21 protein-coding genes are annotated in these 26,524 nt (G+C 62.7%); 10 read left to right on the top strand and 11 right to left on the bottom strand.

All coding sequences use genetic code 11. The features are described 5' to 3' along the window. Positions 1-2: 2 nt before the first annotated feature. The gene (locus CAY82_RS15030) at positions 3-2,348 is read left to right on the top strand and encodes an FdhF/YdeP family oxidoreductase (RefSeq protein ID WP_087501927.1); all 2,346 of its coding nucleotides are present in this window, start codon (positions 3-5) and stop codon (positions 2,346-2,348) included. A 314-nt stretch (positions 2,349-2,662) separates the two neighbouring features. Continuing rightward, on the top strand, positions 2,663-3,145 hold the full coding sequence (locus CAY82_RS15025) for a glycine zipper domain-containing protein (RefSeq protein WP_087501926.1): 483 nt from the start codon (positions 2,663-2,665) through the stop codon (positions 3,143-3,145). A gap of 55 nt (positions 3,146-3,200) precedes the next feature. On the opposite strand, the gene CAY82_RS15020 is transcribed toward CAY82_RS15025, so the two are convergent. The 3 genes from CAY82_RS15020 to hslO form a co-directional block, all read right to left on the bottom strand. Next, positions 3,201-3,641, bottom strand: a complete 441-nt coding sequence (locus tag CAY82_RS15020) for a thioesterase family protein (RefSeq protein ID WP_087501925.1) — start codon at positions 3,639-3,641, stop codon at positions 3,201-3,203. 147 nt (positions 3,642-3,788) lie between these two features. Further along, positions 3,789-5,330: a phosphoenolpyruvate carboxykinase gene (locus CAY82_RS15015; RefSeq protein WP_087501924.1), complete on the bottom strand. Its 1,542-nt coding sequence runs from the start codon at positions 5,328-5,330 to the stop codon at positions 3,789-3,791. Between the two features lie 179 nt (positions 5,331-5,509). After that, complete coding sequence (hslO, locus tag CAY82_RS15010; protein WP_087501923.1) at positions 5,510-6,409, bottom strand: Hsp33 family molecular chaperone HslO; 900 nt, start codon at positions 6,407-6,409, stop codon at positions 5,510-5,512. A gap of 119 nt (positions 6,410-6,528) precedes the next feature. Here hslO and CAY82_RS15005 point away from each other — a divergent pair, with 119 nt between their 5' ends. Beyond that, positions 6,529-7,323: a phosphatase PAP2 family protein gene (locus CAY82_RS15005; protein ID WP_087501922.1), complete on the top strand. Its 795-nt coding sequence runs from the start codon at positions 6,529-6,531 to the stop codon at positions 7,321-7,323. A gap of 129 nt (positions 7,324-7,452) precedes the next feature. Here CAY82_RS15005 and CAY82_RS15000 read toward each other — a convergent pair whose 3' ends face one another. After that, complete coding sequence (locus CAY82_RS15000; RefSeq protein ID WP_087501921.1) at positions 7,453-7,854, bottom strand: RNA-binding S4 domain-containing protein; 402 nt, start codon at positions 7,852-7,854, stop codon at positions 7,453-7,455. Between the two features lie 142 nt (positions 7,855-7,996). Between CAY82_RS15000 and CAY82_RS14995 the strand changes: the two genes are divergently transcribed. Together CAY82_RS14995 and rimK are read left to right on the top strand one after the other, a co-directional pair. Beyond that, positions 7,997-8,446, top strand: a complete 450-nt coding sequence (locus tag CAY82_RS14995) for an ATP-dependent zinc protease (RefSeq protein ID WP_170931083.1) — start codon at positions 7,997-7,999, stop codon at positions 8,444-8,446. Beyond that, on the top strand, positions 8,443-9,348 hold the full coding sequence (rimK, locus tag CAY82_RS14990; RefSeq protein WP_015268602.1) for a 30S ribosomal protein S6--L-glutamate ligase: 906 nt from the start codon (positions 8,443-8,445) through the stop codon (positions 9,346-9,348). Before CAY82_RS14995 ends, rimK begins: the two co-directional genes overlap by 4 nt. Before the next feature lie 114 nt (positions 9,349-9,462). Here the strand turns inward: rimK and CAY82_RS14985 are convergent, their stop codons facing one another. Next, positions 9,463-10,776, bottom strand: a complete 1,314-nt coding sequence (locus tag CAY82_RS14985) for an ATP-binding protein (RefSeq protein ID WP_087501920.1) — start codon at positions 10,774-10,776, stop codon at positions 9,463-9,465. 13 nt (positions 10,777-10,789) lie between these two features. Next, on the bottom strand, positions 10,790-11,530 hold the full coding sequence (gene ompR, locus CAY82_RS14980) for a two-component system response regulator OmpR (protein ID WP_087501919.1): 741 nt from the start codon (positions 11,528-11,530) through the stop codon (positions 10,790-10,792). 217 nt (positions 11,531-11,747) lie between these two features. Here ompR and CAY82_RS14975 point away from each other — a divergent pair, with 217 nt between their 5' ends. From CAY82_RS14975 to CAY82_RS14955, 5 genes are all read left to right on the top strand, one after another. Further along, positions 11,748-14,072 carry a Tex family protein gene (locus CAY82_RS14975; protein WP_087501918.1) on the top strand — a complete coding sequence of 775 codons (2,325 nt, stop codon included), beginning with the start codon at positions 11,748-11,750 and terminating at the stop codon, positions 14,070-14,072. Further along, positions 14,072-14,455: a PaaI family thioesterase gene (locus CAY82_RS14970; protein ID WP_087501917.1), complete on the top strand. Its 384-nt coding sequence runs from the start codon at positions 14,072-14,074 to the stop codon at positions 14,453-14,455. The genes CAY82_RS14975 and CAY82_RS14970 overlap by 1 nt, the downstream gene beginning before the upstream one ends. A gap of 153 nt (positions 14,456-14,608) precedes the next feature. Next, positions 14,609-16,186 carry a glutamate--cysteine ligase gene (gene gshA, locus CAY82_RS14965; RefSeq protein ID WP_170931080.1) on the top strand — a complete coding sequence of 526 codons (1,578 nt, stop codon included), beginning with the start codon at positions 14,609-14,611 and terminating at the stop codon, positions 16,184-16,186. Beyond that, positions 16,186-16,821, top strand: a complete 636-nt coding sequence (locus CAY82_RS14960) for a TetR/AcrR family transcriptional regulator (RefSeq protein ID WP_087501915.1) — start codon at positions 16,186-16,188, stop codon at positions 16,819-16,821. Before gshA ends, CAY82_RS14960 begins: the two co-directional genes overlap by 1 nt. 87 nt (positions 16,822-16,908) lie before the next feature. Next, complete coding sequence (locus CAY82_RS14955) at positions 16,909-22,401, top strand: DUF6543 domain-containing protein (RefSeq protein WP_087501914.1); 5,493 nt, start codon at positions 16,909-16,911, stop codon at positions 22,399-22,401. 46 nt (positions 22,402-22,447) lie between these two features. Here the strand turns inward: CAY82_RS14955 and CAY82_RS14950 are convergent, their stop codons facing one another. The 5 genes from CAY82_RS14950 to CAY82_RS14930 are packed head-to-tail and all read right to left on the bottom strand — an operon-like array spanning position 22,448 to position 26,498. Beyond that, positions 22,448-22,663 carry a molybdopterin-binding protein gene (locus tag CAY82_RS14950; RefSeq protein ID WP_087501913.1) on the bottom strand — a complete coding sequence of 72 codons (216 nt, stop codon included), beginning with the start codon at positions 22,661-22,663 and terminating at the stop codon, positions 22,448-22,450. A gap of 44 nt (positions 22,664-22,707) precedes the next feature. Next, positions 22,708-23,520: an aliphatic sulfonates ABC transporter ATP-binding protein gene (gene ssuB / locus CAY82_RS14945; protein ID WP_013970450.1), complete on the bottom strand. Its 813-nt coding sequence runs from the start codon at positions 23,518-23,520 to the stop codon at positions 22,708-22,710. Then, positions 23,517-24,314 carry an aliphatic sulfonate ABC transporter permease SsuC gene (gene ssuC, locus CAY82_RS14940; protein ID WP_087501912.1) on the bottom strand — a complete coding sequence of 266 codons (798 nt, stop codon included), beginning with the start codon at positions 24,312-24,314 and terminating at the stop codon, positions 23,517-23,519. Before ssuC ends, ssuB begins: the two co-directional genes overlap by 4 nt. A gap of 10 nt (positions 24,315-24,324) precedes the next feature. Beyond that, positions 24,325-25,473, bottom strand: a complete 1,149-nt coding sequence (gene ssuD, locus CAY82_RS14935; protein ID WP_087501911.1) for an FMNH2-dependent alkanesulfonate monooxygenase — start codon at positions 25,471-25,473, stop codon at positions 24,325-24,327. 59 nt (positions 25,474-25,532) lie between these two features. Next, on the bottom strand, positions 25,533-26,498 hold the full coding sequence (locus CAY82_RS14930; RefSeq protein ID WP_087501910.1) for a sulfonate ABC transporter substrate-binding protein: 966 nt from the start codon (positions 26,496-26,498) through the stop codon (positions 25,533-25,535). Positions 26,499-26,524 lie beyond the last annotated feature (26 nt).

The following is a 26,524-nucleotide window of genomic DNA, read 5'->3' as shown; positions in this document are numbered from 1 at the left end:
TCGTGACCTCGTACCAGCACCTCCCGGACACCCCCCCAGCCTCCTCCCCTCGCTACAAGCCCTACCACGGTCCCGCCGGTGGCTGGGGCGCGCTGCGCAGCGTGGCCAAGGCCTGGGTTGGCAGCGACAACGCGCTGAAAAACATTCGCGCCTTGCTCAAGACCAACCAGAACGGCGGTTTCGATTGCCCCGGCTGCGCCTGGGGCGACTCGCCGGAAAACGGCATGGTCAAGTTTTGTGAGAACGGTGCCAAGGCGGTGAACTGGGAGGCGACCAAGCGTCGTGTCGATGCTGCGTTTTTCGCCCGCTACAGCGTCACTTCGCTACTGCAGCAGAGCGACTACTGGCTGGAGTACCAGGGCCGCCTGACCGAGCCGATGGTCTACGACCCACCCACCGATCGCTACCAGCCGATCAGCTGGGACGCAGCCTTCGCCCTGATCGCCCGCGAGCTGAACAAGCTGGCCGACCCTGACCAGGCCGAGTTCTACACTTCCGGGCGCGCCAGCAACGAAGCGGCATACCTGTACCAGTTGTTCGTGCGAGCCTACGGCACCAACAACTTCCCCGACTGTTCGAACATGTGCCATGAGGCCAGTGGCGTGGCCCTGGGGCAAAGTGTCGGGGTCGGCAAGGGCACCGTCACCTTCGACGACTTCGAGCATGCCGACGCCATTTTCGTCTGGGGCCAGAACCCCGGCACCAACCACCCGCGCATGCTCGACCCACTGCGCGATGCGGTAAAACGCGGTGCCCAGGTAGTGTGCATCAACCCGCTCAAAGAGCGTGGCCTGGAGCGCTTCCAGCACCCGCAGAACCCGCTGGAAATGCTGACCAACAGCGACCGGCCGACCAACACCGCATTCTTCCGCCCGGCCCTGGGCGGTGACATGGCGATGCTGCGCGGCATGGCCAAGTTCGTCCTGCAATGGGAACGCGAAGCCCAGGCCAAGGGCGAACCGGCCATCTTCGATCACGCCTTCATCGCCGAACATGGCCATGGCATCGACGACTACCTGACGGTAGTGGATGCCACCTCATGGGAACACATCCAGGCCCAGTCCGGCCTGGCGCTGGCCGACATCGAACTGGCCGCGCGCATGTACTGCCGCGGCAAGCGGGTGATCATGTGCTGGGCGATGGGCATTACCCAGCACCGCCATTCGGTGCCGACCATCCAGGAAATCGTCAACCTGCAGATGCTGCGCGGCAACATCGGCGTGCCAGGCGCCGGCCTGTGCCCGGTGCGCGGCCACAGCAACGTGCAGGGTGACCGCACCATGGGCATCAACGAGCGCCCGCCGACGGCCCTGCTGGACGCCATCGAGCAGCGTTTCGGTTTCCCCGTGCCCCGGCACAACGGCCACAACACCGTCGAGGCGATCCACGCCATGCTCGACGGCCGAGCCAAGGTGTTCATCGGCCTGGGCGGCAACTTCGCCCAGGCCACGCCGGACACCGAGCGTACTGCCCAGGCACTGCGCAACTGCGAGCTGACCGTGCACATCAGCACCAAGCTCAACCGCAGCCACCTGGTGCACGGCAGGCAGGCACTGATCCTGCCGTGCCTGGGCCGTACCGACATCGACCTGCAGGCCAACGGGCCACAGGCGGTAACGGTTGAGGACTCGTTCAGCATGGTCCACGCCTCCAATGGCCAGCTGAAGCCACTGTCGACGCAGATGCGCTCGGAGCCGGCGGTCATCGCCGGTATCGCCGCCGCCACCTTGGGCAAGAAGCCCGTGGACTGGCACTGGCTGGTTGCTGACTACGATCGTATTCGCGAGCTGATCGGCGACACCATCGCCGGCTTCAGCGGCTTCAACCAGCGCCTGCGCGAGCCGGGCGGTTTCTACCTGGGCAACAGCGCCGCCAGCCGCGAATGGAAGACCAGCACTGGCCGCGCCAACTTCAAGGCCAACCTGCTGCCCGATACGCTGCTAGACGAGCGCGTACGTGCCAGCGGCCAGCTGCCGGACCTGATCATGCAGTCGATGCGCTCGCACGATCAGTACAACACTACCATCTACGGCCTGGACGACCGCTACCGCGGCGTGCGCGGCCAGCGCGAGGTGCTGTTCGCCAACGAAGCCGACATCATCCGCCTGGGCTTCCAGCCGGGGCAGCAGGTCGACATCGTGTCGTTGTGGGGAGATGAGCATGTGCGCCGTGTGCACGGCTTTACCCTGCTGGCCTTCGATATCCCGGCCGGGCAGGCGGCGGCTTACTACCCGGAGGTGAATCCGCTGGTGCCGCTGGAAAGCATTGGCGATGGCAGCCATACGCCGACGTCGAAGTTCATTGCCATCAAGCTGGAGCGTGCGCAGGACGACGGGCGTATCCTCTAGAAATGCGCCGGCCTCTTCGCGGCTAAAGCCGCTCCCACAGGGATACCACAAGGCCTGAGAGCAGTGGTCTCCCTGTGGGAGCGGCTTTAGCCGCGAAGAGGCCAGAAGCCCCCCGCAAAAATCAAAAAAGCCCTGTTCCATAGCGGTTCAGGGCTTCGTCATAAAAAGCTCAGACAGCGGAAAAAAGATAAAGTTTCATAGTAAATACAGTAAGTTAGAGAATTGTGTACAAGTCGTGTTACTCGTCGGATTTCCGTTGCCAGAGGCGTTTGTTAGGCTCAAATTCGCCTCGTCATCCCTATGAGGCTCTCTTGATGAAGAAGTACTCCTCGATACTGTTGTTGTCTTTCAGCTTGCTCAGCGGCGTTGCCATGGCGGGCGGCACCACCGAGGCCGGCATTGGCGGCGCATTGGGTGGGGTACTGGGCTCTGTCGTGGGCCAGTCCATTGGTGGTAGCACAGGCGGCGCGATCGGCGCTGGCCTGGGCGGCGCAGCTGGCAGTGCAGTCGGTGCCAACAAGCACCAGCGTGGTGAGGCAGCCATCGGTGGCGCATTGGGCGCCGCGGGCGGCAACGTGGTCGGCCGCTCCATGGGCGGCACTACCGGTAGCTACATTGGCGCGGCAGCCGGCGGTGGCGCCGGTGGCGCACTGGGTAACTACATGGGTAAAGAAGCCGACAGAGACGATTACCACGATGGCCGCCGCTACCGTCGTGGCTATGACGACGACCGTCGCCACTGGGACCGTGGCCACCATTATGGCCATCGCAAGCACAAGCGCCACTGGCGCCACTAACGCCTGAGGGCCCTGCCCCGGCAACAAAAGCCCCGCCCCTGCCCGCGGGGCTTTTTTATGCCTGCTGTTCCAGCAGGATGCCAGACAGGATCACCTGCAACGCCGCCGGCAACGCCACAGGCCGGCCACTGGCGCGTTCGATGAACACCTGCACCACCCTGCCTGCCGCACACGCCTCCGGCTCCCCCGGGCGGAACAGGGCCAGTCGATATTCCACCGTGCTGCCCGCCAGGCGCGCCACCCCCAGCCCCACTTCCAGCACGTCCGGGAAGCCCGGCAGCGCGTAGAAATCCGCCGCCGAACTGACCACGAAGGCTGCCAGCTCACCGTCACGCAGGTCCAGTTCGGCCTGTTCGACGAGAAACGCCTGGATGGCGGTTTCGAAGAAACCGTGCACGGTGGCCCCGGCGATATGGCCGTTCAGGTCGTTGTCCTGAGGGCGGGTGAGGATGGGGTGGAAGTGGGAGAAGGCAGTGCGCTGAGGGGATTCGGTCATCTGGCTGGCTCTTGTCTTCGCAATGGATGCTGACAGTGAAACAGAAAAACCGGATTTCCGCTGCCCGCTCCCACAATGACCGCGCTAATTCACAGGAACAAAAAAGCCGCCCAAAGGGGCGGCTTTCTCGTTGCAGGCGGGCTCAGCTTACAGCTGCGGACCAGCGGCCTTGATGGCGTCGGAAACTTCGAACTTCTTGAAGTTTTCGATGAACAGCTTGGCCAGGCCTTTGGCGGCCTCGTCGTAGGCAGCCTTGTCAGCCCAGTTGGTGCGTGGGTTGAGCAGCTCGGTTTCAACGCCTGGAACGGCCTTCGGCACGTCCAGGTTGATGATGTCCAGGTGCTCGGTTTCGGCACCGACCAGCGCGCCGCTCTGGATCGCCGCGATCACGGCACGGGTGGTCGGGATGCTGAAGCGCTTGCCAACGCCGTAGCCACCGCCGGTCCAGCCGGTGTTGACCAGATAGACCTTCGAGTTGAAGCCCTTGATACGCTTGATCAGCAGCTCGGCGTATTCGCCAGCCGGGCGCGGGAAGAACGGGGCGCCGAAGCAGGTGGAGAAGGTCGACTTGATGCCGCTGCCCGAACCCATTTCGGTGGAACCGACCAGCGCGGTGTAGCCAGACAGGAAGTGGTAGGCCGCCTGCTCGTTGTTCAGGATCGAAACCGGAGGCAGAACACCAGTCAGGTCGCAGGTCAGGAAGATGACTGCGTTCGGCTCGCCGCCCAGGTTCGCTGCGGAACGCTTGGCAACATGCTCCAGCGGGTAGGCCGCACGGCTGTTCTGGGTCAGGCTGACATCGCTGTAGTCGGCGTGCTTGTTGGCGTCGAGAACGACGTTTTCCAGCACGGCGCCATGCTTGATGGCTTTCCAGATGACCGGCTCGTTCTTCTCGGACAAGTCGATGCACTTGGCGTAGCAACCGCCTTCGATGTTGAAGACCACACCCTCGCCCCAGCCGTGCTCGTCGTCACCGATCAGGTAACGGCTTTCGTCGGCCGACAGGGTGGTCTTGCCGGTGCCGGACAGGCCGAAGAACAGGGTCACATCGCCTGCTTCGCCGATGTTGGCGGCGCAGTGCATCGGCAGTACGTCGGCAGCCGGCAGCAGGAAGTTCTGCACCGAGAACATGGCTTTCTTCATTTCGCCGGCGTAGCGCATGCCAGCGATCAGCACTTTCTTCTGGGCGAAGTTGATGATCACGCAACCATCGGAGTTGGTGCCGTCACGCTCAGGCTCGCACACGAAGTTGGCAACGTTGAGGACCTGCCACTCGCCACGGCCAGCCGGGTTGTACTGCTCCGGGTTGATGAACAGGCAACGGCCGAACAGGTTCTGCCAGGCAGTCTGGGTGGTCATCTTCACCGGCAGGTAGTGCTCGGCGGCCGCCCCTACGTGGACGTAGGAGACGAAGTGATCCTGGGCGTTGTTGAACGCCTCGACGCGGTCCCACAGGGCATCGAACTTGTCGGCCGGGAACTTGCGGTTGATCGGGCCCCAGGCAATGGCGTCCTGAGTGGAAGGTTCTTCGACGATGAAACGGTCAGCCGGCGAACGGCCAGTACGGTGACCAGTCTCCACGACCAGTGCACCAGTATCGGCTAGTACGCCTTCACCGCGTTGCAGCGCTTCTTTTACCAGCTCATCGACGCTCAGGTCGGTGTACACGGTGTTGTTGGCTTGCGTCATGAGATACCCCATCCGGCCCGAGGCCGAGTGCTCCAAACGTTTTGTAGTTGTCTTGAAAAAACTACTACAGCGAAAAAAGTGGCCGGATTATGCCAGAAACGCCCAAAAAAAGTAGGCCCCTCCTGTCAGAACTGCGCTTTTGCGCAATTAGACAGGAGATTGTCCTGTAGTTAAACGTTTCAGTGACGAGTTTCTGAGGCTACGTCAGTGCCGCCACCGGCAAACAGTTGCGCCACATCGCTGGCGTCGAAGAAATAGCGCTCGTTGCAGAACTGGCAATCGATCTCCACCTGCCCGCCGCATTCTTCCACCAGCGCCTTGGCGTCGTGCTCGCCCAAACTGACCAGCGCATTGCCGGAACGTTCGCGCGAGCAGCTGCAGTTGAAGCGCAACGGCTGGATGTCGAACAGGCGCACGGCATCTTCATGGTACAGGCGGTGCAGCAGGGTTTCGTTGCCTTCGGCCCACTCCTCAGGCTTGAGGGTCTTGGCCAGGGCCACCACGTGCTGCCAGCTGTCCTCACGCTCTTCGTCGTCCGGCTGGCGATCGCGCGGCAGTTGCTGCAGCAGCAGGCCACGGGCCTTGCCGCCTTCGGCGTTGAGCCAGAAGCGCGTGTTCAGCTGCTGCGACTGGACAAAGTAGTTGGTGAAGCATTCGGCCAGGTCGGCGCCGTCGAGGTCGACGGTACCCTGGTAACGCTGGCCCTTGACCGGGTCGATGGTCAAGGTCAGGTGGCCGTCAGGCATCAACTGCGACAATGTGGCATCAGCCGGGATCTGGTCCGCTTCGTAGCGGGCCATGCCGCGAATGTCGCGGTCACCGGAACACTCCACCATCAGCAGCGGGATCGGCCCTTCCGAACGCGCCTGCAGAATCAGCAGGCCGTCGAACTTCAGCGCCCCCACCAGCAAGGCGGTGGCAGCCATCAGCTCGCCGAGCAGCACCTGCACCGGCTGCGGGTACTGATGACGCGCCAGCACCGCGGCGTAGCTGTCATCGAGAGACACCCACTCGCCGCGCACATCGCGCTCGTCGAAGATGAAACGTTGGGTGAAATCGGTATCAGGCAAGTCGCTCATAGGTTTTGGCTATCTGGAAATGATGACAAAATGATTACAAGGGTTGTCGAAATGCGCGAGAACCCCGTGACAGAGCGCTCACAACGCGCTCCGATTCCTGTTTGCAATAGAGGTATTTTATGGACAATCGACCACTGTTCCAAGCAAGGTGGTCCTGGAGGCCATTGGCAGCCTGTACGCTGCTTCCCATCGCTCTACTGTGTTTCTGGTTATGGCCCATTGGCCAGGTCTTGTGCCTGACTTTCGACGAGTGGCTGTTCCACAGCCTGAATGCGCCGCTAGCCGACAACACCACCTGGCGCTACATCTGGACCGTCGGCAGCCTGCGCCCGTTCGACATCGTCGTCGGCCTGATCCTTCTGGCAGTGCTTATCCGTGGCGACTGGGTGTTCAAGGCAACCCAGGTTCGCCAGGCCTTTTTCGGCTTCCTGGTCACGCTAATCCTCTTAGTGGTGATTCGCGCGCTGTTTTCCAAGTGGGTGGACGCAGCCGGCTGGCAGCACAAGAGCCCGTCGATGATGTTCGACGAGGTGGTGCACCTCAGCGACTACTACCCGAACCTGGAGGCGGCCTGGGAACTCAAGGACCGTTCCAGCAAGAGTTTCCCGGGGGACCATGCCTCGGTGTTGCTGATCTGGGCGCTGTTCATGAGCGTGTTCAGCCGCCGCCTGATGCAGTTCCTGGTGGTCTGGGGGCTAGCGGTGTTGTTCATGTTGCCGCGCCTGGTGGCCGGTGCCCACTGGGGGCAGGATGACTACATCGGCGGGCTGCTGATGGCGGTGCTGGCATTGGGCTGGAGCTGCTACACACCGCTGGCGGCCAAGGGTAGTGCGGTGCTGATGCACTGGACAGCGCCGTTGTTCAACCTGCTGGGCAAATTACCACTGGTCGGACGGATGGCCGTCACCCGTTAGGACCACGGGGCTGCTGCGCAGCCCATCGCGACACAAGGCCGCTCCTACAGGCACCGCACAAGGCATTCAGGCAACGCCCTGCTTGTGGGAGCGGCCTTGTGTCGCGAAAGGGCCGCAAAGCGGCCCCGGCTATTCGAAGCTGCCATGCAACTGGTGAATCTGCCGCCGCTGCTTCTTGGTCGGCCGCCCATCGGTGGTCACACCCATCGCCCCGGCCTTGCGCAGTTCAGCCGCCTGCTCACGCCGACGCACGCTGTCCTCGGTCTCTTCGTACAACATCTGCGCCTCTGGCGCCCCACGGCGCACCACCGACAGCGCCTTCACCACCACGGTGCGCTCGTCGAACCCGGTGCGCAGCACGAACTCGTCACCCAGCCGCGGCTCCTTGCCCGGCTTGCAACGCTCGCCCCGGCAATGCACCTTGCCGCTCTCGATTGCCGCCTTGGCCAGCGCACGGGTCTTGTAGAAGCGTGCCGCCCACAGCCATTTGTCCAGGCGGACCTTGTCGTCGTCTTCGGCTTTGTGTGCCATCCCGTTACCTCGAACGCTGTGTTTCATCGAACTGTACTACCGTAACGATCGGATGCAAAAAATCCCCGCCGTGCTTACAGTTCACCACCTCATCCGCAGGGTCCGTTTCGTGAAGACATTTGACCATTTGACTGTGATCGGCCTGCGCGAGTGGGTCGCCCTGCCCGACCTCGGCGTGGCCGGGCTGCGCGCCAAGATCGACACCGGCGCCAGCACCTCCAGCCTGCACGCCACCGAGGTGGAACCGTTCGAGCGCGACGGCCAGCCCTGGGTCCGCTTCACCGCACACCTGGGCTCGGTGGTGCAATTGCGCCACCGCCGCTGCGAGGCACCGCTGGTGACCATGAAAACCATCAAGAGCTCCAACGGCCAGGCCCAGACCCGCTATGTCATCCGTACGTCACTGGCCCTGGGCGATGGTGTGTGGGAGGTGGAATTCACACTGGCCTGCCGCAAGAACATGCGTTACCGCCTGTTGCTCGGCTCCAAGGCCCTGATCCATGGCCAGCTGGTGGTTAACCCTGGCCTGAAATACGTCCAAGACAAACCGGCCTTCCCGGCCACCCTTTCCCCTGTCACAGGTGCTGCATGAAGATCGCTGTGCTGTCGCGCAATCCGCGTCTGTATTCCACCCGTCGCCTGGTCGAAGCCGGTACCCAGCGGGGCCACGAAATGGTGGTGATCGATACCCTGCGGGCCTACATGAACATTGCCAGCCACAAACCGCAGATCCACTATCGTGGCAAGCCGCTGGAAGGCTTCGACGCGGTGATCCCGCGCATTGGCGCCTCGGTGACCTTCTACGGATGCGCGGTGCTGCGCCAGTTCGAGATGATGGGTGTGTATCCACTCAACGAGTCGGTAGCGATTGCCCGCTCCCGCGACAAGCTACGTTCGCTGCAACTGCTGTCGCGGCGCGGCATCGGCTTGCCGATTACCGGCTTCGCCCACTCGCCGGACGACATCCCCGACCTGATCCAGATGGTCAACGGCGCCCCGCTGGTGATCAAGGTGCTGGAAGGTACACAGGGCATCGGCGTGGTGCTGTGCGAAACCACCAAGGCCGCCGAATCGGTGATCGAGGCATTCATGGGGCTGAAGCAGAACATCATGGTGCAGGAGTACATCAAGGAAGCGGGCGGCGCGGACATACGCTGCTTCGTGGTCGGCGACAAGGTCATCGCATCGATGAAGCGCCAGGCCAAGCCAGGAGAATTCCGCTCCAATTTGCACCGCGGCGGGGTGGCCAGCCTGATCAAGATCACCCCGGAAGAACGCATGACCGCCATTCGCGCGGCCAAGGTGATGGGTTTGAGTGTGGCGGGTGTGGATATCCTGCGTTCCAACCATGGGCCACTGGTGATGGAGGTGAACTCGTCGCCGGGGCTGGAAGGCATCGAAGTGACTACCGGCAAGAACGTGGCCGGCATGATCATCGAGCACCTGGAGAAGAACGGCGGGCCTAACCAGACCCGGACCAAGGGCAAGGGCTGAGATTTTGGGGCTGCTGCGCAGCCCATCGCGGCACAAGGCCGCTCCTACAGGATTACGCGATTCCTTGTAGGAGCGGCCTTGTGTCGCGAAAGGGCCGCAAAGCGGCCCCGGCAATCACACGGCATTACGCGGCAGTAACAGCCCCAAAGGCAACCGCACCCGCGCCTCGATCCCGCCACCAGAGCGGTTGCGCAACTCCACATTCCCGCCGTGCTGCGCAGCGATCCGCTTGACGATCGCCAGCCCCAGCCCGGTGCCCTTGCCGCCACGTGCGCGATCGCCACGAATGAACGGATTGAAGATGGTTTCCAGCTCCGACTCGTCGATCCCCGTCCCGCGGTCCAGCACGCTCAGCACCACATACGGCGCACTCTCGTCACCCGACACATAGGCGGCCACCTCGACCCCCTTGCCAGCGTGGTGCAGGGCGTTACCGATCAGGTTGCCCAGCATGCGCTTGAGCGAAACCCGGCGCAGCGGGAACGGTGGAATCGGCTCCAGGCACAGCCGCACCCGTTCTTCCGGCTGGTTGTAGGGCGCCACCACCTCGCGCACCAGGTCGGCCAGGTCGACCTCCTCCACCGGCTCGTCACGGCCATCGCGGATAAAGGCCAGGAACTGGTCGAGGATCGCGTCCATGTCCTCGATATCGCGGACCATGTCTTCACTCAGTTCGCTGTCGCTGTTCAGCAACGAAAGCGACAGGCGCAGGCGCGTCAGCGGTGTACGCAGATCGTGGGAAACCCCGGCCAGCATAAGCTCGCGCTCGCGCCCGGCCTGCTCGACATCTTCGGCCATCTGGTTGAAGGCCTTGTACACCTCGGTCATCTCGCTGGGGGTGTCACTGATCGGCAGGCGCACGCTGCGCCCCTGGCCCAGCTGGCGGGCGGCGAACACCAGGCGCTTGAGCGGCTGGTTCAGCTGGCGCACGAAGATCCAGGCCGAGGCGGTGGACAACAGACCGATGGCCAGGAACCAACCCAGCACGTTCCAGATCTTCTGCCCACGCAGCGGGTGCGGGTACAGCGGTACCTTCAACCAGCCCGGGCCCAGGCTTGGCGCATTGACCCACAACGCCGGCGGCGCATGAATGCGCAGCCGTACCTCGGTGTCTTCGCCCAACTCGGCCTGCATCTGCCGTTGGTAGATCTCGCTGTAGGGCCAGTGGCGCTCACCCTCGGGGACACCCGAGCCGGTGACCCGGATAAGGCCTGCCGCTTCGGCGATCTTGTCGCGGTTTTCTTCGTCGGCCGCCCAATAGGCGCGCAGAGTCAGCGCCACACCGTGGCTGTACTGACGGTCGACCAGCACGTCCTCGTTCATCAACAGATAGACCAGGGTCAAGGCCTTGGAGAACAGAACGACGATCAACACCAGCCACAGGGTGCGGGCGAAGAAACTTTGCGGAAACCAGAGCGGTGTTTTCATCGATGGCGCGGCATCATTTACCGGCGTTTCCGTCCGGCACGAACACGTAACCCACGCCCCAGACGGTCTGGATATAACGCGGCTTGGACGGGTCCGGCTCGATCATGCGGCGCAGGCGCGAGATCTGTACGTCGATAGAGCGCTCCAGCGCATCCCATTCGCGGCCACGGGCCAGGTTCATCAGCTTGTCGCGAGTCAGCGGCTCGCGTGCGTGCATCACCAGCGCCTTGAGTACGGCGAACTCACCGGTAGTGAGCATGTGCACTTCGTCGCCACGCTTGAGTTCGCGGGTGGCCAGCGACAACTCGTAGTCGCCGAAGGTGACCGACTCGTCTTCGCTGCCCGGTGCACCCGGCACACTGGGTGCCTGGCGGCGCAGCACGGCCTTTACCCGAGCCATCAACTCGTCCGGGTTGAACGGCTTGCCCAGGTAGTCGTCGGCGCCCAGTTCCAGGCCCTTGATACGGCTGAGCTCGTCGCCCTTGGCAGTGAGCATGATGATCGGGATCTGGTTGTTCTGCTGGCGCAGGCGCTTGCACGCCGACAGGCCATCCTCGCCTGGCAGCATCAGGTCGAGCACCACCAGATTGAACACCTCACGCTGCAGCAGGCGGTCCATCTGCTCGGTGTTGGGCACCGCGCGGGCACGGTAGCCCTTGCTGGTGAAGAAACGTTCCAGCAGGCTGCTCAGCCCCGGGTCGTCGTCGACGATGAGAATCTTTTCACCTTCAGCGGTGTTTGGCGTGCCGGTCATGAATAACTCCTCTGATATCGCCGCGCATTATGGCGTAGCCATTGCTGCACGTTGCGTGAGCATTGTTAGCAGATTTTTCCCCCGGCGCCAGTTCCGGCTGGCCGGGCGCCATCACCGCAAGCCGTTTGCGATGGGTATAATGCGCGGCTTTCATCCAGCGCCGCCGGGCGACAGGCCCACAGGCGACCCCCGTATTCACAAATGTCAGGTGGTTTACATGGACAGCATCAACAGCCGTATCGCCGAGGAACTGGGCGTACGCCCCCAGCAGGTCGAGGCGGCCGTGGGCCTGTTGGACGAAGGCTCGACCGTGCCCTTCATCGCCCGCTACCGCAAGGAAGTGACCGGTAGCCTGGACGATACCCAGCTGCGCCATCTGGAAGAGCGCCTGCGCTACCTGCGCGAACTCGACGAGCGCCGTGCCAGCATCCTGGCCAGCATCGAGGAGCAGGGCAAGCTGACCCCGGAACTGGCCCGCGAAATCAAGCTGGCCGACACCAAGACCCGCCTCGAAGACCTGTACCTGCCGTACAAGCAGAAGCGCCGCACCAAGGGCCAGATCGCCCTGGAAGCCGGCCTCGGCGAGCTGGCCGACGGCCTGTTCAACGACCCGGACCTGGCCCCGGAAAGCGAAGCCGCGCGCTTCGTCAACGCCGACAAAGGCGTGGCCGACGTCAAGGCTGCTCTGGAAGGCGCCAAGTACATCCTCATGGAGCGCTTCGCCGAAGACGCGGCCCTGCTCGACAAGCTGCGCAGCTTCCTCAAGCAAGAATCGGTGCTGAGCGCCCGCGTCGTACCTGGCAAGGAAGAAGAAGGCGCCAAGTTCCGCGACTACTTCGCCCACGACGAACTGCTGCGCAACGCCCCGTCGCACCGCGCCCTGGCCATTTTCCGCGGGCGTAACGAAGGCGTGCTGAGCGCTTCACTGAAAGTCGGCGAAGAACTGCCCGGCACCCTGCACCCGTGCGAGCTGATGATCGGCAACCACGTCGGTATCGAGAACCGCGGCCGCCCGGCCGACAAGTGGCTGGGCGAGGTGGTGCGCTGGACCTGGAAGGTCAAGCTGTACACCCACCTGGAAACCGACCTGTTCGGCGAACTGCGCGATAACGCTGAAAGCGAGGCGATCAACGTGTTCGCCCACAACCTGCACGACCTGCTGCTGGCCGCCCCGGCCGGCCCACGCGCCACACTGGGCTTCGACCCGGGCCTGCGCACCGGCTGCAAGATCGCCGTGGTCGACGCCACCGGCAAGCTGCTGGACCACACCACAGTCTACCCGCACGCGCCGAAGAACGACTGGGACCGCACCATTTCCATCATGGCCGCACTGTGCGCCAAGCACTCGGTGGAGCTGATCGCCATCGGCAACGGCACCGCCAGCCGCGAAAGCGACAAACTGGTGGCAGAACTGGTTAAAAAGTACCCGGCGCTAAAGATCACCAAAGTCATGGTCTCCGAGGCCGGCGCTTCGGTGTATTCCGCATCGGAGCTGGCCGCCCGCGAATTCCCGGACCTGGACGTGTCGATCCGTGGTGCCGTGTCGATTGCCCGCCGCCTGCAGGACCCGCTGGCCGAGTTGGTGAAGATCGACCCGAAATCCATCGGTGTCGGCCAGTACCAACACGATGTGTCCCAGCTGAAACTGGCGCGAGGCCTGGACGCCGTGGTCGAGGACTGCGTGAACGCCGTGGGTGTGGACGTCAACACTGCCTCTGTGGCGCTGCTGACGCGCATCTCCGGGCTCAACGCCACTCTGGCGCAGAACATCGTCGCCCACCGCGATGCCAACGGCCCGTTTGCCACCCGCGCGGCGCTGAAAAAGGTCAGCCGCCTGGGTGAGAAAACCTTCGAACAGGCCGCCGGCTTCCTGCGCGTGATGAACGGTGACAACCCGCTGGACGCCTCCGCAGTGCACCCCGAGGCCTACCCGCTGGTGCAGCGTATTGCCGCCGATACCGACCGCGACATTCGCTCGCTGATCGGGGACAGCAGCTTCCTCAAGCGCCTGGACCCGAAGAAGTTCACCGACGAAACCTTCGGCCTGCCGACCGTCACCGACATCCTGCAAGAGCTGGACAAACCTGGCCGCGACCCGCGCCCCGAGTTCAAGACCGCTACCTTCCAGGACGGCGTCGAAGACCTCAAGGACCTGGAACCGGGCATGATCCTCGAAGGCGTGGTAACCAACGTCACCAACTTCGGCGCCTTCGTCGACATCGGCGTGCACCAGGATGGCCTGGTGCACATCTCGGCGCTGTCGGAGAAATTCGTCAAGGACCCGCGTGAAGCGGTCAAGGCCGGCGACGTGGTCAAGGTCAAGGTCATGGAAGTGGACATCCCGCGCAAACGCGTCGGTCTGTCCATGCGCATGAGCGACACCCCTGGCGAGAAAGTCGATGGCAACCGCGGTGGTAACCGTGGCAATAGCGGCAACCGCCAGCAGCAGGCGCCGCGCCAGCGCGAAACCGCCACTGCGGCCCCGGCCAACAACGCCATGGCTGCGCTGTTCGCCAACGCCAAGCAACTGAAAAAGAAGTGATGGAGGTTCCACGCGAATACGTCGAAAGCGCCTTCAGCCAGCTCCTCGGCTGCCGCCTGCAACGCCTGGAAACAGGTGTTGCCGAGGTAGCCCTGGCGCTCGAGCCACACTTGCGCAACCGTGGCCAGAAGCTGCATGGCGGGGCGATCTTCAGCCTGGTGGACATCGCCATGGGCCTGGCCTGCTCGGCCAGCCATGGCTTTGACCAGCAAAGCGTCACCATCGAATGCAAGATCAACTACATGCGCGCCGTCAGTGACGGCGAGGTGCTGTGCACCGCCCGTGTGCTTCACGCAGGGCGGCGCACCCTGGTAGTCGACGCCGACGTAGTCCAGGGCGACAAGCTGGTGGCGAAAGCGCAAGGAACCTTCGCGGTTCTCTAGCTCACCAAGCAGTATCTGCGGTATTTTCAGCAGTGCGCTGGCACTGCTGGATCCGCGTTAACCAGGCGACAACGCCAGTTCCTTTCTTCCTACCCTTGTAGACCGTTATCTCTACCCCCATATTGGGGCGACTGACGCGTGAAGGAATACAACTTGAGCGACCTCCTCAACCGCCGCCTGAGCCTGCTCGGCGCCAATCTCCCTCTGCTCAAGCAGTGCCTGCACGGTATTGAGCGCGAATGCCTGCGCGTGACCGACGAAGGTCGCCTGGCCCAGACCCCGCATCCGCAAGCCCTGGGATCGGCGCTGACCAACGAGCAGATCACCACCGATTATTCCGAGTCGCTGCTGGAGTTCATCACCCCAGCCCTGCCCGACCCGGCCAAGGTGCTGGAGAGCCTCGAAGAGACCCACCGTTTCGTCTACAGCAAGCTGGGCAACGAATACCTGTGGAGCCCATCGATGCCCTGCACGCTGCCAGCCGAGGAGGACATCCCGATCGCCGAGTACGGCAGCTCGAACATCGGCAAGCTCAAGCACGTCTACCGCAAGGGCCTGGCCCTGCGCTACGGCCGCACCATGCAGTGCATCGCCGGTATCCATTACAATTTCTCGCTGCCCGAAGCGCTGTGGCCGCTGCTGCGCGCCGCCGAAGGCGGCAGCGAGAGCGACCGCGACTACCAGTCGTCAGCCTATATCGCGCTGATCCGCAATTTCCGCCGCTACAGCTGGTTGCTGATGTACCTGTTCGGCGCTTCGCCGGCCCTGGACAAAGGCTTCCTCCGTGGCCGCCCGCACCAGCTTGAGGAGCTGGACGCCGAAACCCTGTACCTGCCCTACGCCACCAGCCTGCGCATGAGCGACCTGGGCTACCAGAGCAATGCCCAGGCTGGCCTCACGCCGTGCTACAACAACCTGGCCAGCTACACCGACAGCCTGCGCAAGGCGGTGGGCACGCCCTACCCGCCCTACGTTGAAGTCGGCACGCACGTGGATGGTGAGTGGGTACAGCTGAACACCAACATCCTGCAGATCGAGAACGAGTACTACTCGAACATTCGCCCCAAGCGCGTCACCTACACCGGCGAGCGGCCGATCCAGGCCCTGACCTCGCGTGGCGTGCAGTATGTGGAAGTGCGCTGCCTGGACATCAACCCGTTCCTGCCGGTGGGCATCGACCTGACCGAGGCGCGCTTCCTCGACGCATTCCTGCTGTTCTGCGCGCTGGAAGACAGCCCGCAACTGGACAACGGCGAATGCGGCCAGTGCACCAGCAACTTCCTGACCGTGGTCAAGGAGGGCCGTCGCCCGGGCCTGGAACTGCGCCGCAATGGCCAGCCGATCGGCCTGAAGGACTGGGCCAGCGAGCTGATCGAGCGTATCCGGCCACTGGCCAAGCTGCTCGACCAGGCGCAAGGCGGCGCAGAACACGACAAGGCCCTGGATGCTCAGCAGGCCAAAGTCGACGACGCCTCGCTGACCCCATCGGCCCAGGTGCTGGCGCGCATGACCGAGCATGATGAAAGCTTCGTCAAGTTCGCCCTGCGCCAGAGCCGCATACACGCCGAAACCTTCCGCGAGCAACCACTGCCCGCCGAACGTCAGCAAGCCTTCGAAACCCTGGCTCGCGAGTCGCTGGCCGAACAGTCGCGCCTGGAACAGCAGGAAGTCGGTGACTTCGACCTGTTCGTCGGCGCCTACCAGGCCAGCATCCTGGCGATCAGCAACTGATGAACCGCACTGCCACCCCGCGCAAGCCGCGCGCCAGCAGCCAGGCCAGGATCGAGGCGATCCTGGCAGCTGCCCGCGAGCTGCTGACCGACCAAGGGGTGGCCGCACTGTCGATCTACAGCGTGGCCGAGCGCGCACAGATTCCACCGTCCTCGGTATACCACTTCTTCGCCAGCGTGCCGGCGTTGCTGGAGGCGTTGACGGCCGATGTGCACCGGGCGTTTCGCGAGGCCCTGAGTGCGCCGATCGACAGCCGTGCATTCACCACCTGGCATCAACTGTCGCGGCTGATTGAACAGCGCATGCTCGATATCTACAACGAGGATGCCGCGGCGCGTCAGTTGATCCTCGCCCAGCATGGGTTGAGCGAGGTGGTGCAGGCCGACCGCCAGCACGATATGGAACTGGGCGGGCTGATGCATAGCCTGTTCGATCGGCATTTCCAGCTACCGACAATGCCGAGCGATGTGGATGTCTTTGCCCTGGCCATGGAACTGAGCGACCGTGTCTATGCCCGCTCGATGCAGCTGTTCGAACAGATTACGCCCCGCATGGCAGAAGAAGGAATGCGCGTGTTCGAGGCATATATGTCGCTCTACCTGCCGCCTTTCCTGCCTAAGCGCAGTTCCAGCTGAGCCGATAAATATCTACCGCCCGGCAGAACCCTACGATCTTTCCAATGAGGCTTCAGCGCACGCGCATCCTCAAAGAGATCATTGTTCATGCCCTCATCAGAAAGCAGCCATTCCGACATCGTCAAGGCACTGCCTCTCGCCGATTCGGCCATCATCGGCCACCAATTGGCCGGCAAAAGCAATCTACTCGTGGCCGCTCGGCAAACGCAAAAGCATAGCACCGAGCAACTGCGAAGCCTGTTAAGCCAAGCCCCCACCTTGCGCCAGACTGTGCGCAGCACGTTGCAAACCCACCTACAGGTAAACCCCGACACTTGCGGCCTGCTCGATGGCGATAGTCAAGTAACCATGCTGACCTTCGCCGCTCGCCTGCTGGCTAGCCCGGTGTTCGCCAACTCCTTTTCCGATTGGTCCACATGGGGTTTCGACCAATCGCCGGCACACGCCGAATGGACAGTCGCAGATTGGACAACCGACCTCACGCCGATTGTGAACGCTGCAAAACTGCGCGCTTATAGCGACTACTGGAAGGGGCGAATGCCGGGGACTGCGGTCTCGCGGCAAAATCACGCAAGCGACCTGTTATACCAACACTTCTCCAGCAGCCTGGATATTGCATTTGGTATCGGCAAGCTGGGCAGCAAAAACTGGCTGCAAGGTAAACAGACCGAACTGCGTCATGCCCAGGTGGAATGGCGCCTTCCAACCGGAAACCGGCTTACCAGCACGTCAGCACTATTGATCGGCCCCCAAACCAACGATACAAGCTGGTTGGTCTACATGCCGAGCGCCCAGAACACTGTCCTGGCGTTCACTAGCCTTGAAAGCATGCGCGAATGGATCTTCCTGAATCGCTTCTGGTTCTGGTCGGACCCACGGTCGCCGATTACCACAGGCACGCGCGACAACGTCATCGTCACGAGGATTCATGAGGATGGCTTCAAAGCGTTAATCGCGGAAAATCTGCTGCAATTCCAGGAGATTTCCGACCACCATCTGCTGCAGGCCAGCAAGCAAAGCGAAACCGGCCCACTAGACTGGACTGACTTGGAGAACTGGGAGTCCACACGAAACGCGATCATCCGGGAATCCTTGCCTCCCACAGTCGAAGCCAGCATCGACGAAGTGGTAGCAGCCGACACCGCACTGGCGGACGAAGAGGTTCACTTTGCCTGCCTGGAGCAGCACACGCCGATAGGCTGGCGCAATCAGCGTATCGAGCACCAGGCTGCACTGCTGGAACAGTATCTGGATGGGGAAGTAGAACCCTCTTCGGCCAAGGTGACGCTGTTGCGAGACCGCCAGGCAGCGCTGGAACTGCTGCAGGATAAAATGGACACCTTTCTGCTGAAGCTTCCCGACCAGGTGAGGAACACCGACCTGCAGGCAAACAGCGGTGAACGAACCCGGGCAGAACAGATCAGTCAGGGGTTGTGCCAGGCATTGCTTAAGGAAGCACGCTTGCAGAATACGCTAGGCGACCTGTCAGCCACCCATCTGGACTGGGTCGAACAGCTCATCGACAGGCCTGTACCTGGCCTGCAACGCCATGTACAGGCCTGCACCCTGGAACTGGTCGCCGCCGACCACACGTGGCAGCTGTGCGGCTACATGACATTCCGTGCCACCCTCAAGGAAGACGACGTAACCCAGGATGACACGGTACTGCTGTACAGGCCGGGCCAACGTGGCGGTCTCATGGCCTTCAGGAACGAGGCCGAGCTCACCAGACGCCTGCTGGCGACCCTCCATGGCGCATGGCCCGACGCACTGCTGGAATGTGCCCTGCCAACCGACACCTCACAGCTTTTCGAGGTGCTGGCCAACTCGCCAGTGGTAACGCTCAAGCACCCGCCAATTCTCACGCATTTCATGCAGCACTGCGTACAGTCCATCATCAGCGCGCTCCCTGCCAGTGCTACTCGGGAACAAACCAGGCAGCGCCTGTGCATAAGTGAAAACCGCGCCAGGGCGCGTGCTCTGGCACGTTTCGCGGAACAGAACCGCAGCAGCCATATCCAGACGCAACTGACACCAATGCGACACCTTGGCACAGAACAGCTGACCGAACTTGCCATCCAGATAGGCACCCTGGAACGTTCCCTACAGGCCTCGGGCGAGTTGCTCAAACTGAGCCTGCCACCGCGCCAGGAATTCGCGCGGTTCAAGTTGCATCAACACCTGCACAGCGAATTCAACCTGCAGAAAATACCGCAAATTACCCTCGACATCGCCGACAGCGTCACCATGAAAAAAATTGTGACCGGCCAATCGGCAACGGGCGGGGCCGGAGCAAGAGAGGTAGCAGTATTCAGCGAAACGCGTAGTGACGTTGCCCTGGAGGCATTCATGCTTTGGGCACTGGATGGCGAACTGCGCCTGCGGTTGGGCAATGCCACGATCAAATTCGAGCCGGCAGCCAGCCCCTTGCTGCAAAAAACCGTTACCCCGGCCTACATTGTCAAACTGATCGAGCAACTGGACATCGCGGGCAGCTATGAAAAACGCATCATCAATGCGTACCAGGGGTTTACGCAGGAGTCGCCCTGGCAGGTGCAGTGGCGCCAGGAAACCCTCCGTACCCCTTACCAGGATCGTCTGCGACTGCTGGTGCTGTCCAGGCCGACCAGCCTTGACGCCAATGGCCAACAACTGCTGGAGCAATTTTGCCAGGAACAGGCCGATACCGCGGCAGCCAGAACGATCGCCTATCATTCGATACTGCTCAGGCCTGGCGAGGCAGCAGACGGCTCAAGCGACAGTGTTGGGCTTTCAGCCATCTATGTCATAAAGGGTTCGACAGGCCCTGTACTGCTGTATATACCGGATGCGCCCAATGGCAACGTCATCAGCCAGTACACAAGCCCCGCCGATGCCTGCCAGGCCCTGCAAAACATGGCGCTGGACGACAAGATGGCCCGCTTTCTGGCTGCCCAGGCCCAGTCTGGCGACCCGGACCACCATGAGAGCTACATCAAGACTGCACTGCAAAAGAACTTCAGCGGCTTCATCGGTATCGGTTCGGCGCGCTCCGAATCCTTGTCGGCGCATGAGTCTCACCTGGACATGGGCGAGCGAATCCGCAAACACCGCACCACCTCACGCAGCCAGGCCGACCTGGCGCTAACGGCAGCCGACACCTTCGATCATCATTTCTTCATGGGGCTGAAACTGGCACTTTGCTTCTTGCCTGGCGTGGGCACGGCCATCGCGCTATACGATGGCTGGCAGGTGGCGAACGCCGCCGTCAGAGCCTTTGCGGCAGGCAATGTGGAAGAGGGCCTTCAACACCTGACCAGCCTGCTACAGTCATTGACCGATGCCGTCCTCACGCTAGCGCCGCTGGCCGCCACCCCCGCTGGGCCTGCGACGGCAGCACGCCAGCTGACCCTGCAACGCCAACGTCATGACCCCCTTCGACCTGTGGCCGGGATTCGCAAGATGCCGCCCAACCCATTCGCCGGTTATGAGGTGGAGTTGCCCGCAGGCCCAATGGTGCGCTCAACGCACCCGCAAGGCATGGGGGTATTCCAACATGTGGAAACCCGGCAACAGTACATTGCGCGAAATAACGTATGGCACGCCGTCGAGTGGGATCCGACACACGCTACCTGGAGGCTCGAACCCCAGGGCACCCGTTCCTACCGTCAAGCAGTGCGGCTGAGTGATCAGGGGATATGGGAAACCCCTGGCAGGCTGAGCGGTCTTCTGGTCGACAACGGCCTTGCGGGTGGCGGTGGTGCACTCACGACCCTCTACAACCATGGCGTTGCCTACTGGCGCATGGTGCTTCGTCGACAGCCCCCACGGCTGACCGGCATGGAGCTCGCACATGACATAAACGACGAACTGAAACGCATCGTCACACGCATGCGTACCAAACAGGCGGCCTACCAAACAGCCAAACGACAGGCCGCCGAAGGGGTAGAACTGACCAATTCGCAAAAGGCAACAATCGTCAACGCACGCAACCAACTGAGCGATGAACTCAACCAGAATATCGAGTTCAACGCGCGCAGCATTGCGCGTCTCAGGGAGCACCGAGCAACGCTGAGCAGGGCGGATTACACCAGGTTCACTTCACTGTGTGAGGAGAACATCAGCGAAATGAGCGTTCTCGATATGCACCTGGTGGCCGACCGTTTTGCCATGGCCACAGATCAGGTAAGGCTCGCAGTCAATGCAATCCAGGCCCTGCCCGGGACCACGGCCCCCACCGCATTGGTAAGGCGCCTGACACAAGACTCGCTGATGGCAAACAGGGAAATGATCGCTACCTTGCTCGAGGTAGAACGCTTGGCCATTCGTCATCACGCCAGGCGCAATGTCTTGCAGGGCAAGGCACTGACCGATTACCTGAGGAAAGTAGAAGGCACGGGTTTGACGCTTGACGTGGCCAATGCACAACTCGTTCGGGCATCCGTCCTCTCGACGACGCTGTTCAATGCAAGCGCCGTCGAACATCCACAGATGGGTGCATTCATGGTGCACTTCCATGAACAAGGTGTTGCATTGCGTAGCACCCTCTACAGCCACCTGCAGATGCCCAATGCCAGCCTTACCCGGGCCCAGGAGCGCAGTTTTCTGACCAGTGCGCAAAGCCACTACGCTCGCTTCCTGAGCCATGTCACCGCGTGGGAGGACAACTTCCAGGACTTGCTGTCGCCCAATGAAACCCAAGCGTTCCGCCAGCTCCTGCGCCAGCTTGTCGATGAGATCGAGAAAATCCTGGGCAAGGCCAATGCAGCCCGGCAACGCCCTGCTCCCCAACCCGGCCGTGGCGCAAGCCGACCGCGTTTGTTCGAGACGGTGGAGGGGCCACTGATCGGCAATGAGTTCGTCGAGCAAGGGCGGACACGCATGCGTATCAACCAGCCCAACTCCGATACCTCCCATACCGTCTATATCAGGAACGAGGAAGGCCAATGGCAATTGGCCGCGCCAGAACGCGCGGCACCCACACAGACAATGTCGAACCTGATGGAAACCGCGTCTGCCCGCCTGGACGATATCCCAAGGCAGCAGGCCAGGCTGCGCCAGTACCAGACACCGCAAGCAGTGCCCGTTGATCTGGAAGACATCGCCCAAGCGCACGCACAGCAACTGCGCTTCATAGCCGACAGGATTCGCCAGAAAGCAGGCAGCGCGATGACCGCTGAGCAAAGCGCACTGACGCAGAGGCTGGAAACCGCCGCAGAGCAAATGCAGACATTTGGCCGCCAACTGCGCATCGCCCAGAGCAAAGCGACCAGCAAGCCTACCGTCGGCTACCTGGAATACCTACTTGAAGAGAAAGCAGTGGAGATTGTCTGGTCGCGTACCTTGAAACCGAAGGTGGACCGCAAGGGCAACCCTGTCGAATACCTGGAGGAATATCGCATCAATGAAGCAGGAACCCAGCAAGCACTGTGGTATGCCCACTTCCATTTTCGGCAGAAACCGACGCAAGGCTTCACACGCCTGGAAGCCGGCCACTTGAAACTGGCAAGTGAACGCGACCTGGGCGACGGCGCGTGGCGAGGCAGCATGAGCGAGACGCAAGCCAACAAGCTATTCGGCAACCTGCGTCCGACCAGTTGATGCTGCATCACCACCTGGGCTGCCAAGCAGCCCGGGTGGTGAATGCTTACAGCTTGGCAATGGACACTTCAGTCGATTTCACGAAAGCAATCACTTCACTCCCCACCTGCAATTCCAGCTCACGCACGGAGCGGGTGGTGATGACCGAAGTGACGATGCCCGAGACAGTCTGCACGTCGATTTCCGACAGTACCGGGCCTTCGAGGATTTCCTTCACGGTGCCTTTGAACTGGTTGCGAACGTTGATGGCTTTGATGGTCATGATTTGATTCCTTCTCTATGGCTTCAGTCTGGTGAGTGAGTCATTCAGTGCGCCCAACGCAACTGCGTGGGCAAAGGGGCTACAGGATCCGGCTCGGGCGCAGCGCCCGGGGCCGACAGAACACGGTTGAGCACTTCGCTTTCCAGCGCGGCCAGGCGGTGCGAACCACGCGCCCGAGGCCGTGCCAGGTCGACAGTAAGGTCGAGCCCAACCTCGCCGTCCTCGATCAGGATCACCCGGTCAGCCACGGCGACTGCCTCGCTGACATCGTGGGTAACCAGCAACACGGTGAAGCCGTGCTGACGCCACAGGCGTTCGATCAGTTGCTGCATCTCGATACGGGTCAAGGCGTCCAGCGCACCGAGCGGCTCGTCCAGCAGCAGCAGGCGCGGCTGGTGGATCAGCGCCCGGGCCAGGGCGACGCGCTGCTTCTGGCCACCCGAGAGCGCAGCCGGCCATTCATTGGCACGGTCGGCCAGGCCAACTGACTCCAAAGCTTCCAGCGCACGCGGGCGCCAGTCGCCAGACAGGCCCAGGCCAACGTTGTCGATCACCTTCTTCCAGGGCAGCAGGCGCGCGTCCTGGAACATCAGGCGGGTCTCTTCGCGGGCTTGTTCCAGCGGTGCGGCACCGGCCAGCAACTGGCCTGCAGTGGGCTGGTCGAGGCCAGCCAGCAGGCGCAGCAAGGTGCTCTTGCCGCAGCCGCTGCGGCCGACGATGGCGACGAACTGGCCGGCCGGAATGTGCAGCTCGATGCCCTTCAGCACTTCGCGCTGGCCAAAGGTCTTGCGCAGGCCGCTGGAAGCCAGCGGGATGCCACGCAGCAGGCGCGGCGGCTGTTCCTTGAGTACAGTCATGCCCCCTCCTTCTTCGCCACTTGATAGGCCGGGTGCCAGCGCAGCCACACACGTTCCAGGCCGCGGGCGGCGAGGTCGGCGAGCTTGCCGAGCACGGCATACAGGACAATGGCCAGCACCACCACGTCGGTCTGCAGGAACTCACGGGCATTCATCGCCAGGTAACCGATGCCGGCATTGGCCGAAATGGTTTCGGCAACGATCAGGGTCAGCCACATGAAGCCCAGGGCAAAGCGCACGCCTACCAGGATCGAAGGCAACGCGCCCGGCAGGATCACCTGGCGGAACAGGCTGAAGCCGGACAGGCCATAGCTACGCGCCATTTCCACCAGCGCCGGGTCGACATTGCGGATGCCGTGGTAGGTGTTCAGGTAGATCGGGAACAACGTACCCAACGCGACCAGGAAGATCTTTGCCGATTCGTCGATACCGAACCACAGGATCACCAGCGGGATCAGCGCCAGGTGTGGCACGTTGCGAATCATCTGTACCGAGCTGTCGAGCAGGCGCTCGCCCCAGTTCGACAGGCCGGTGATGAAACCCAGCACCAGGCCGATGCTGCCACCAATCACGAAGCCCAGCCCGGCACGCCAGCCACTGATGGCCAGGTGGGTCCAGATCTCGCCACTGCGCAGCAGCTCGACGCCGGCGCTGACCACGGCGCTGGGTGCGGGCAGGATGCGCGTCGACAGCCAGCCGGCGCTGACCGCCAGTTGCCAGGCAGCCAGCAGCAGTACCGGCAGCGCCCATGGCGCCAGGCGCTGGCCAAGGTTGTTGGAAGTTGCACGACTCATGGCCTGGCCCTCAGCTTTGTGCGACAGACTTGGGCAGGATGTCGTTGGCTACCATTTCGCCAAACGGGCTCACATAACCGCCGGTCCTGGCTTGCTCCGGGCGCTGCACATCCAGGTGCGGGAACAGCAGCTCGGCCACCCGGTACGACTCTTCCAAGTGCGGGTAGCCGGAGAAGATGAAGGTATCGATGCCCAGCTCGGCGTATTCCTTGACCCTTGCCGCGACGGTCGGGCCATCCCCCACCAGTGCGGTACCTGCACCACCACGCACCAGGCCAACACCGGCCCACAGGTTGGGGCTGACTTCCAGATTGTCACGGTTGCCGTTGTGCAAGGCGGCCATGCGTTGCTGGCCGACTGAGTCGAAGCGTGCCAGCGAGGCCTGGGCGCGAGCGATGGTGTCGTCGTCCAGGTGCGAGATCAGCTTGTCGGCAGCGGCCCAGGCTTCTTCGTTGGTTTCCCGCACGATCACGTGCAGGCGGATGCCGAAGCGAACTTCGCGGCCTTGGGCGGCAGCCTTTTCACGCACCTGGGCGATTTTCTCGGCAACGGCTGCCGGTGGCTCGCCCCAGGTCAGGTACAGCTCGACCTGCTCGGCGGCCAGGTCCTGCGCGGCTTCGGAGGAACCACCGAAATACAGTGGCGGGCGTGGTTGCTGGATCGGCGGGTAAAGCAGTTTGGCGCCCTTCACCTGGATGTGCTTGCCGTCATAGTCGACCACCTCGCCTTCCAGCACCTTGCGCCAGATGCGGGTGAACTCGACAGAGGCTTCATAACGTTCCCGATGGTTCAGGTGCAGGCCGTCACCAGCCAGCTCGTCCGGGTCGCCACCGGTCACCAGGTTGAACAGCGCGCGGCCGTTGGACAGGCGATCAAGGGTTGCTGCCTGGCGTGCCGCCACGGTCGGCGAAATGATCCCGGGGCGCAGGGCGACCAGGAATTTCAGGCGCTGGGTCACCGGGATCAGCGATGCCGCGACCAGCCAGGAGTCCTCGCAGGAACGCCCGGTAGGGATCAGCACACCACCAAAGCCGAGCCGGTCGGCTGCCTGGGCGATCTGCTGCAGGTAGCCGTGGTCGACGGCGCGGGCGCCCTCGGAAGTGCCCAGGTACTTGCCGTCACCATGGGTAGGGAGGAACCAGAAAATGTTAAGGCTCATTGGAGTTGTCTCCTCAAGGGGGGCTCAGCCAGGGCGGCGCCCCGGCGCAGGCGAATCAATCAAGGCGCACTGGCGACCTTGGCCGGGGGTGTCCAGATCACGTCCTTGATGCTCAGCGGCTTGGGAATCAGCTTCAGCGCCTGGAACGTGTCGGCAATCTTCTGCTGCGCGGCCACCACGTCGGCGGTGAGCGGCGCGGCACCGTAGCCCTGGCGCTTGACCGAGGTCAGGGTGATGTCGGTGGGCAGGCCGAGCAGCGGCGCGACCTGGTCGGTTACTTCCTGCGGGTTGGCCCGGGACCATTCACCCACGGCGCGCACTTCTTCGATCAGGGTGTTGATCACCGCCGGGTGCTGGGTCGCGTAGTTGCGGGTGGCCAGGTAGAACTGATGGTTGTCGACCAGGCCCTTGCCGTCGCGCAGGGTATGAGCCTGCAGCTGTTTCTCGGCGGCAGCCTGGTACGGGTCCCAGATCACCCAGGCATCCACGCTGCCACGCTCGAAGGCCGCGCGGGCATCGGCCGGGGGCAGGTACACCGGCTGGATGTCGCTGTATTTCAGGCCTGCGTCTTCCAGGGCGCGAACCAGCAGGTAGTGAACGTTGGAGCCTTTGTTGAGGGCGACTTTCTTGCCCTTGAGGTCTTTGACCGACTGGATCGGCGAGCCCTTCGGCACCAGGATCGCCTCGCTGTGCGGCGCTGGCGGCTCATAGGCGACGTACAGCAGGTCGGCACCGGCGGCCTGGGCGAATACCGGTGGGGTTTCGCCGGTGACGCCAAAATCGATGGAGCCGACGTTCAGCCCTTCAAGCAGCTGCGGGCCGCCAGGGAACTCGGTCCATTGCACCTGCACGCCCTGCTCGGCCAGGCGCTTTTCCAGCGTCCCCTTGGCCTTGAGCAGCACCAGGGTGCCGTATTTCTGGTAACCGATACGCAGGCTCTCGGCCTGGGCTTGGGTGATGGCGCCGAAGGACACAGCCGCCGCAAACAGGGCGACCAGACCGCGACGCAAGAAGACTGTGCGCATGGCGCTCTCCTGTGCGAGTGGGTTCG

This window comes from Pseudomonas sp. SID14000 (assembly GCF_002165135.1).
Lineage (GTDB): Bacteria > Pseudomonadota > Gammaproteobacteria > Pseudomonadales > Pseudomonadaceae > Aquipseudomonas.
This window is presented reverse-complemented; position numbering and strand designations above follow the sequence as displayed.

Bases quoted from the DNA above. Each gene is read 5' to 3' on its own strand.
- CAY82_RS15025 (WP_087501926.1), top strand. From the start codon at position 2,663: ATGAAGAAGTACTCCTCGATACTGTTGTTGTCTTTCAGCTTGCTCAGC.
- CAY82_RS15020 (WP_087501925.1), bottom strand. From the start codon at position 3,641: ATGACCGAATCCCCTCAGCGCACTGCCTTCTCCCACTTCCACCCCATC.
- CAY82_RS15015 (WP_087501924.1), bottom strand. From the start codon at position 5,330: ATGACGCAAGCCAACAACACCGTGTACACCGACCTGAGCGTCGATGAG.
- hslO (WP_087501923.1), bottom strand. From the start codon at position 6,409: ATGAGCGACTTGCCTGATACCGATTTCACCCAACGTTTCATCTTCGAC.
- CAY82_RS15005 (WP_087501922.1), top strand. From the start codon at position 6,529: ATGGACAATCGACCACTGTTCCAAGCAAGGTGGTCCTGGAGGCCATTG.
- CAY82_RS15000 (WP_087501921.1), bottom strand. From the start codon at position 7,854: ATGGCACACAAAGCCGAAGACGACGACAAGGTCCGCCTGGACAAATGG.
- rimK (WP_015268602.1), top strand. From the start codon at position 8,443: ATGAAGATCGCTGTGCTGTCGCGCAATCCGCGTCTGTATTCCACCCGT.
- CAY82_RS14985 (WP_087501920.1), bottom strand. From the start codon at position 10,776: ATGAAAACACCGCTCTGGTTTCCGCAAAGTTTCTTCGCCCGCACCCTG.
- ompR (WP_087501919.1), bottom strand. From the start codon at position 11,530: ATGACCGGCACGCCAAACACCGCTGAAGGTGAAAAGATTCTCATCGTC.
- CAY82_RS14975 (WP_087501918.1), top strand. From the start codon at position 11,748: ATGGACAGCATCAACAGCCGTATCGCCGAGGAACTGGGCGTACGCCCC.
- CAY82_RS14970 (WP_087501917.1), top strand. From the start codon at position 14,072: ATGGAGGTTCCACGCGAATACGTCGAAAGCGCCTTCAGCCAGCTCCTC.
- CAY82_RS14960 (WP_087501915.1), top strand. From the start codon at position 16,186: ATGAACCGCACTGCCACCCCGCGCAAGCCGCGCGCCAGCAGCCAGGCC.
- CAY82_RS14955 (WP_087501914.1), top strand. From the start codon at position 16,909: ATGCCCTCATCAGAAAGCAGCCATTCCGACATCGTCAAGGCACTGCCT.
- CAY82_RS14950 (WP_087501913.1), bottom strand. From the start codon at position 22,663: ATGACCATCAAAGCCATCAACGTTCGCAACCAGTTCAAAGGCACCGTG.
- ssuB (WP_013970450.1), bottom strand. From the start codon at position 23,520: ATGACTGTACTCAAGGAACAGCCGCCGCGCCTGCTGCGTGGCATCCCG.
- ssuC (WP_087501912.1), bottom strand. From the start codon at position 24,314: ATGAGTCGTGCAACTTCCAACAACCTTGGCCAGCGCCTGGCGCCATGG.
- ssuD (WP_087501911.1), bottom strand. From the start codon at position 25,473: ATGAGCCTTAACATTTTCTGGTTCCTCCCTACCCATGGTGACGGCAAG.
- CAY82_RS14930 (WP_087501910.1), bottom strand. From the start codon at position 26,498: ATGCGCACAGTCTTCTTGCGTCGCGGTCTGGTCGCCCTGTTTGCGGCG.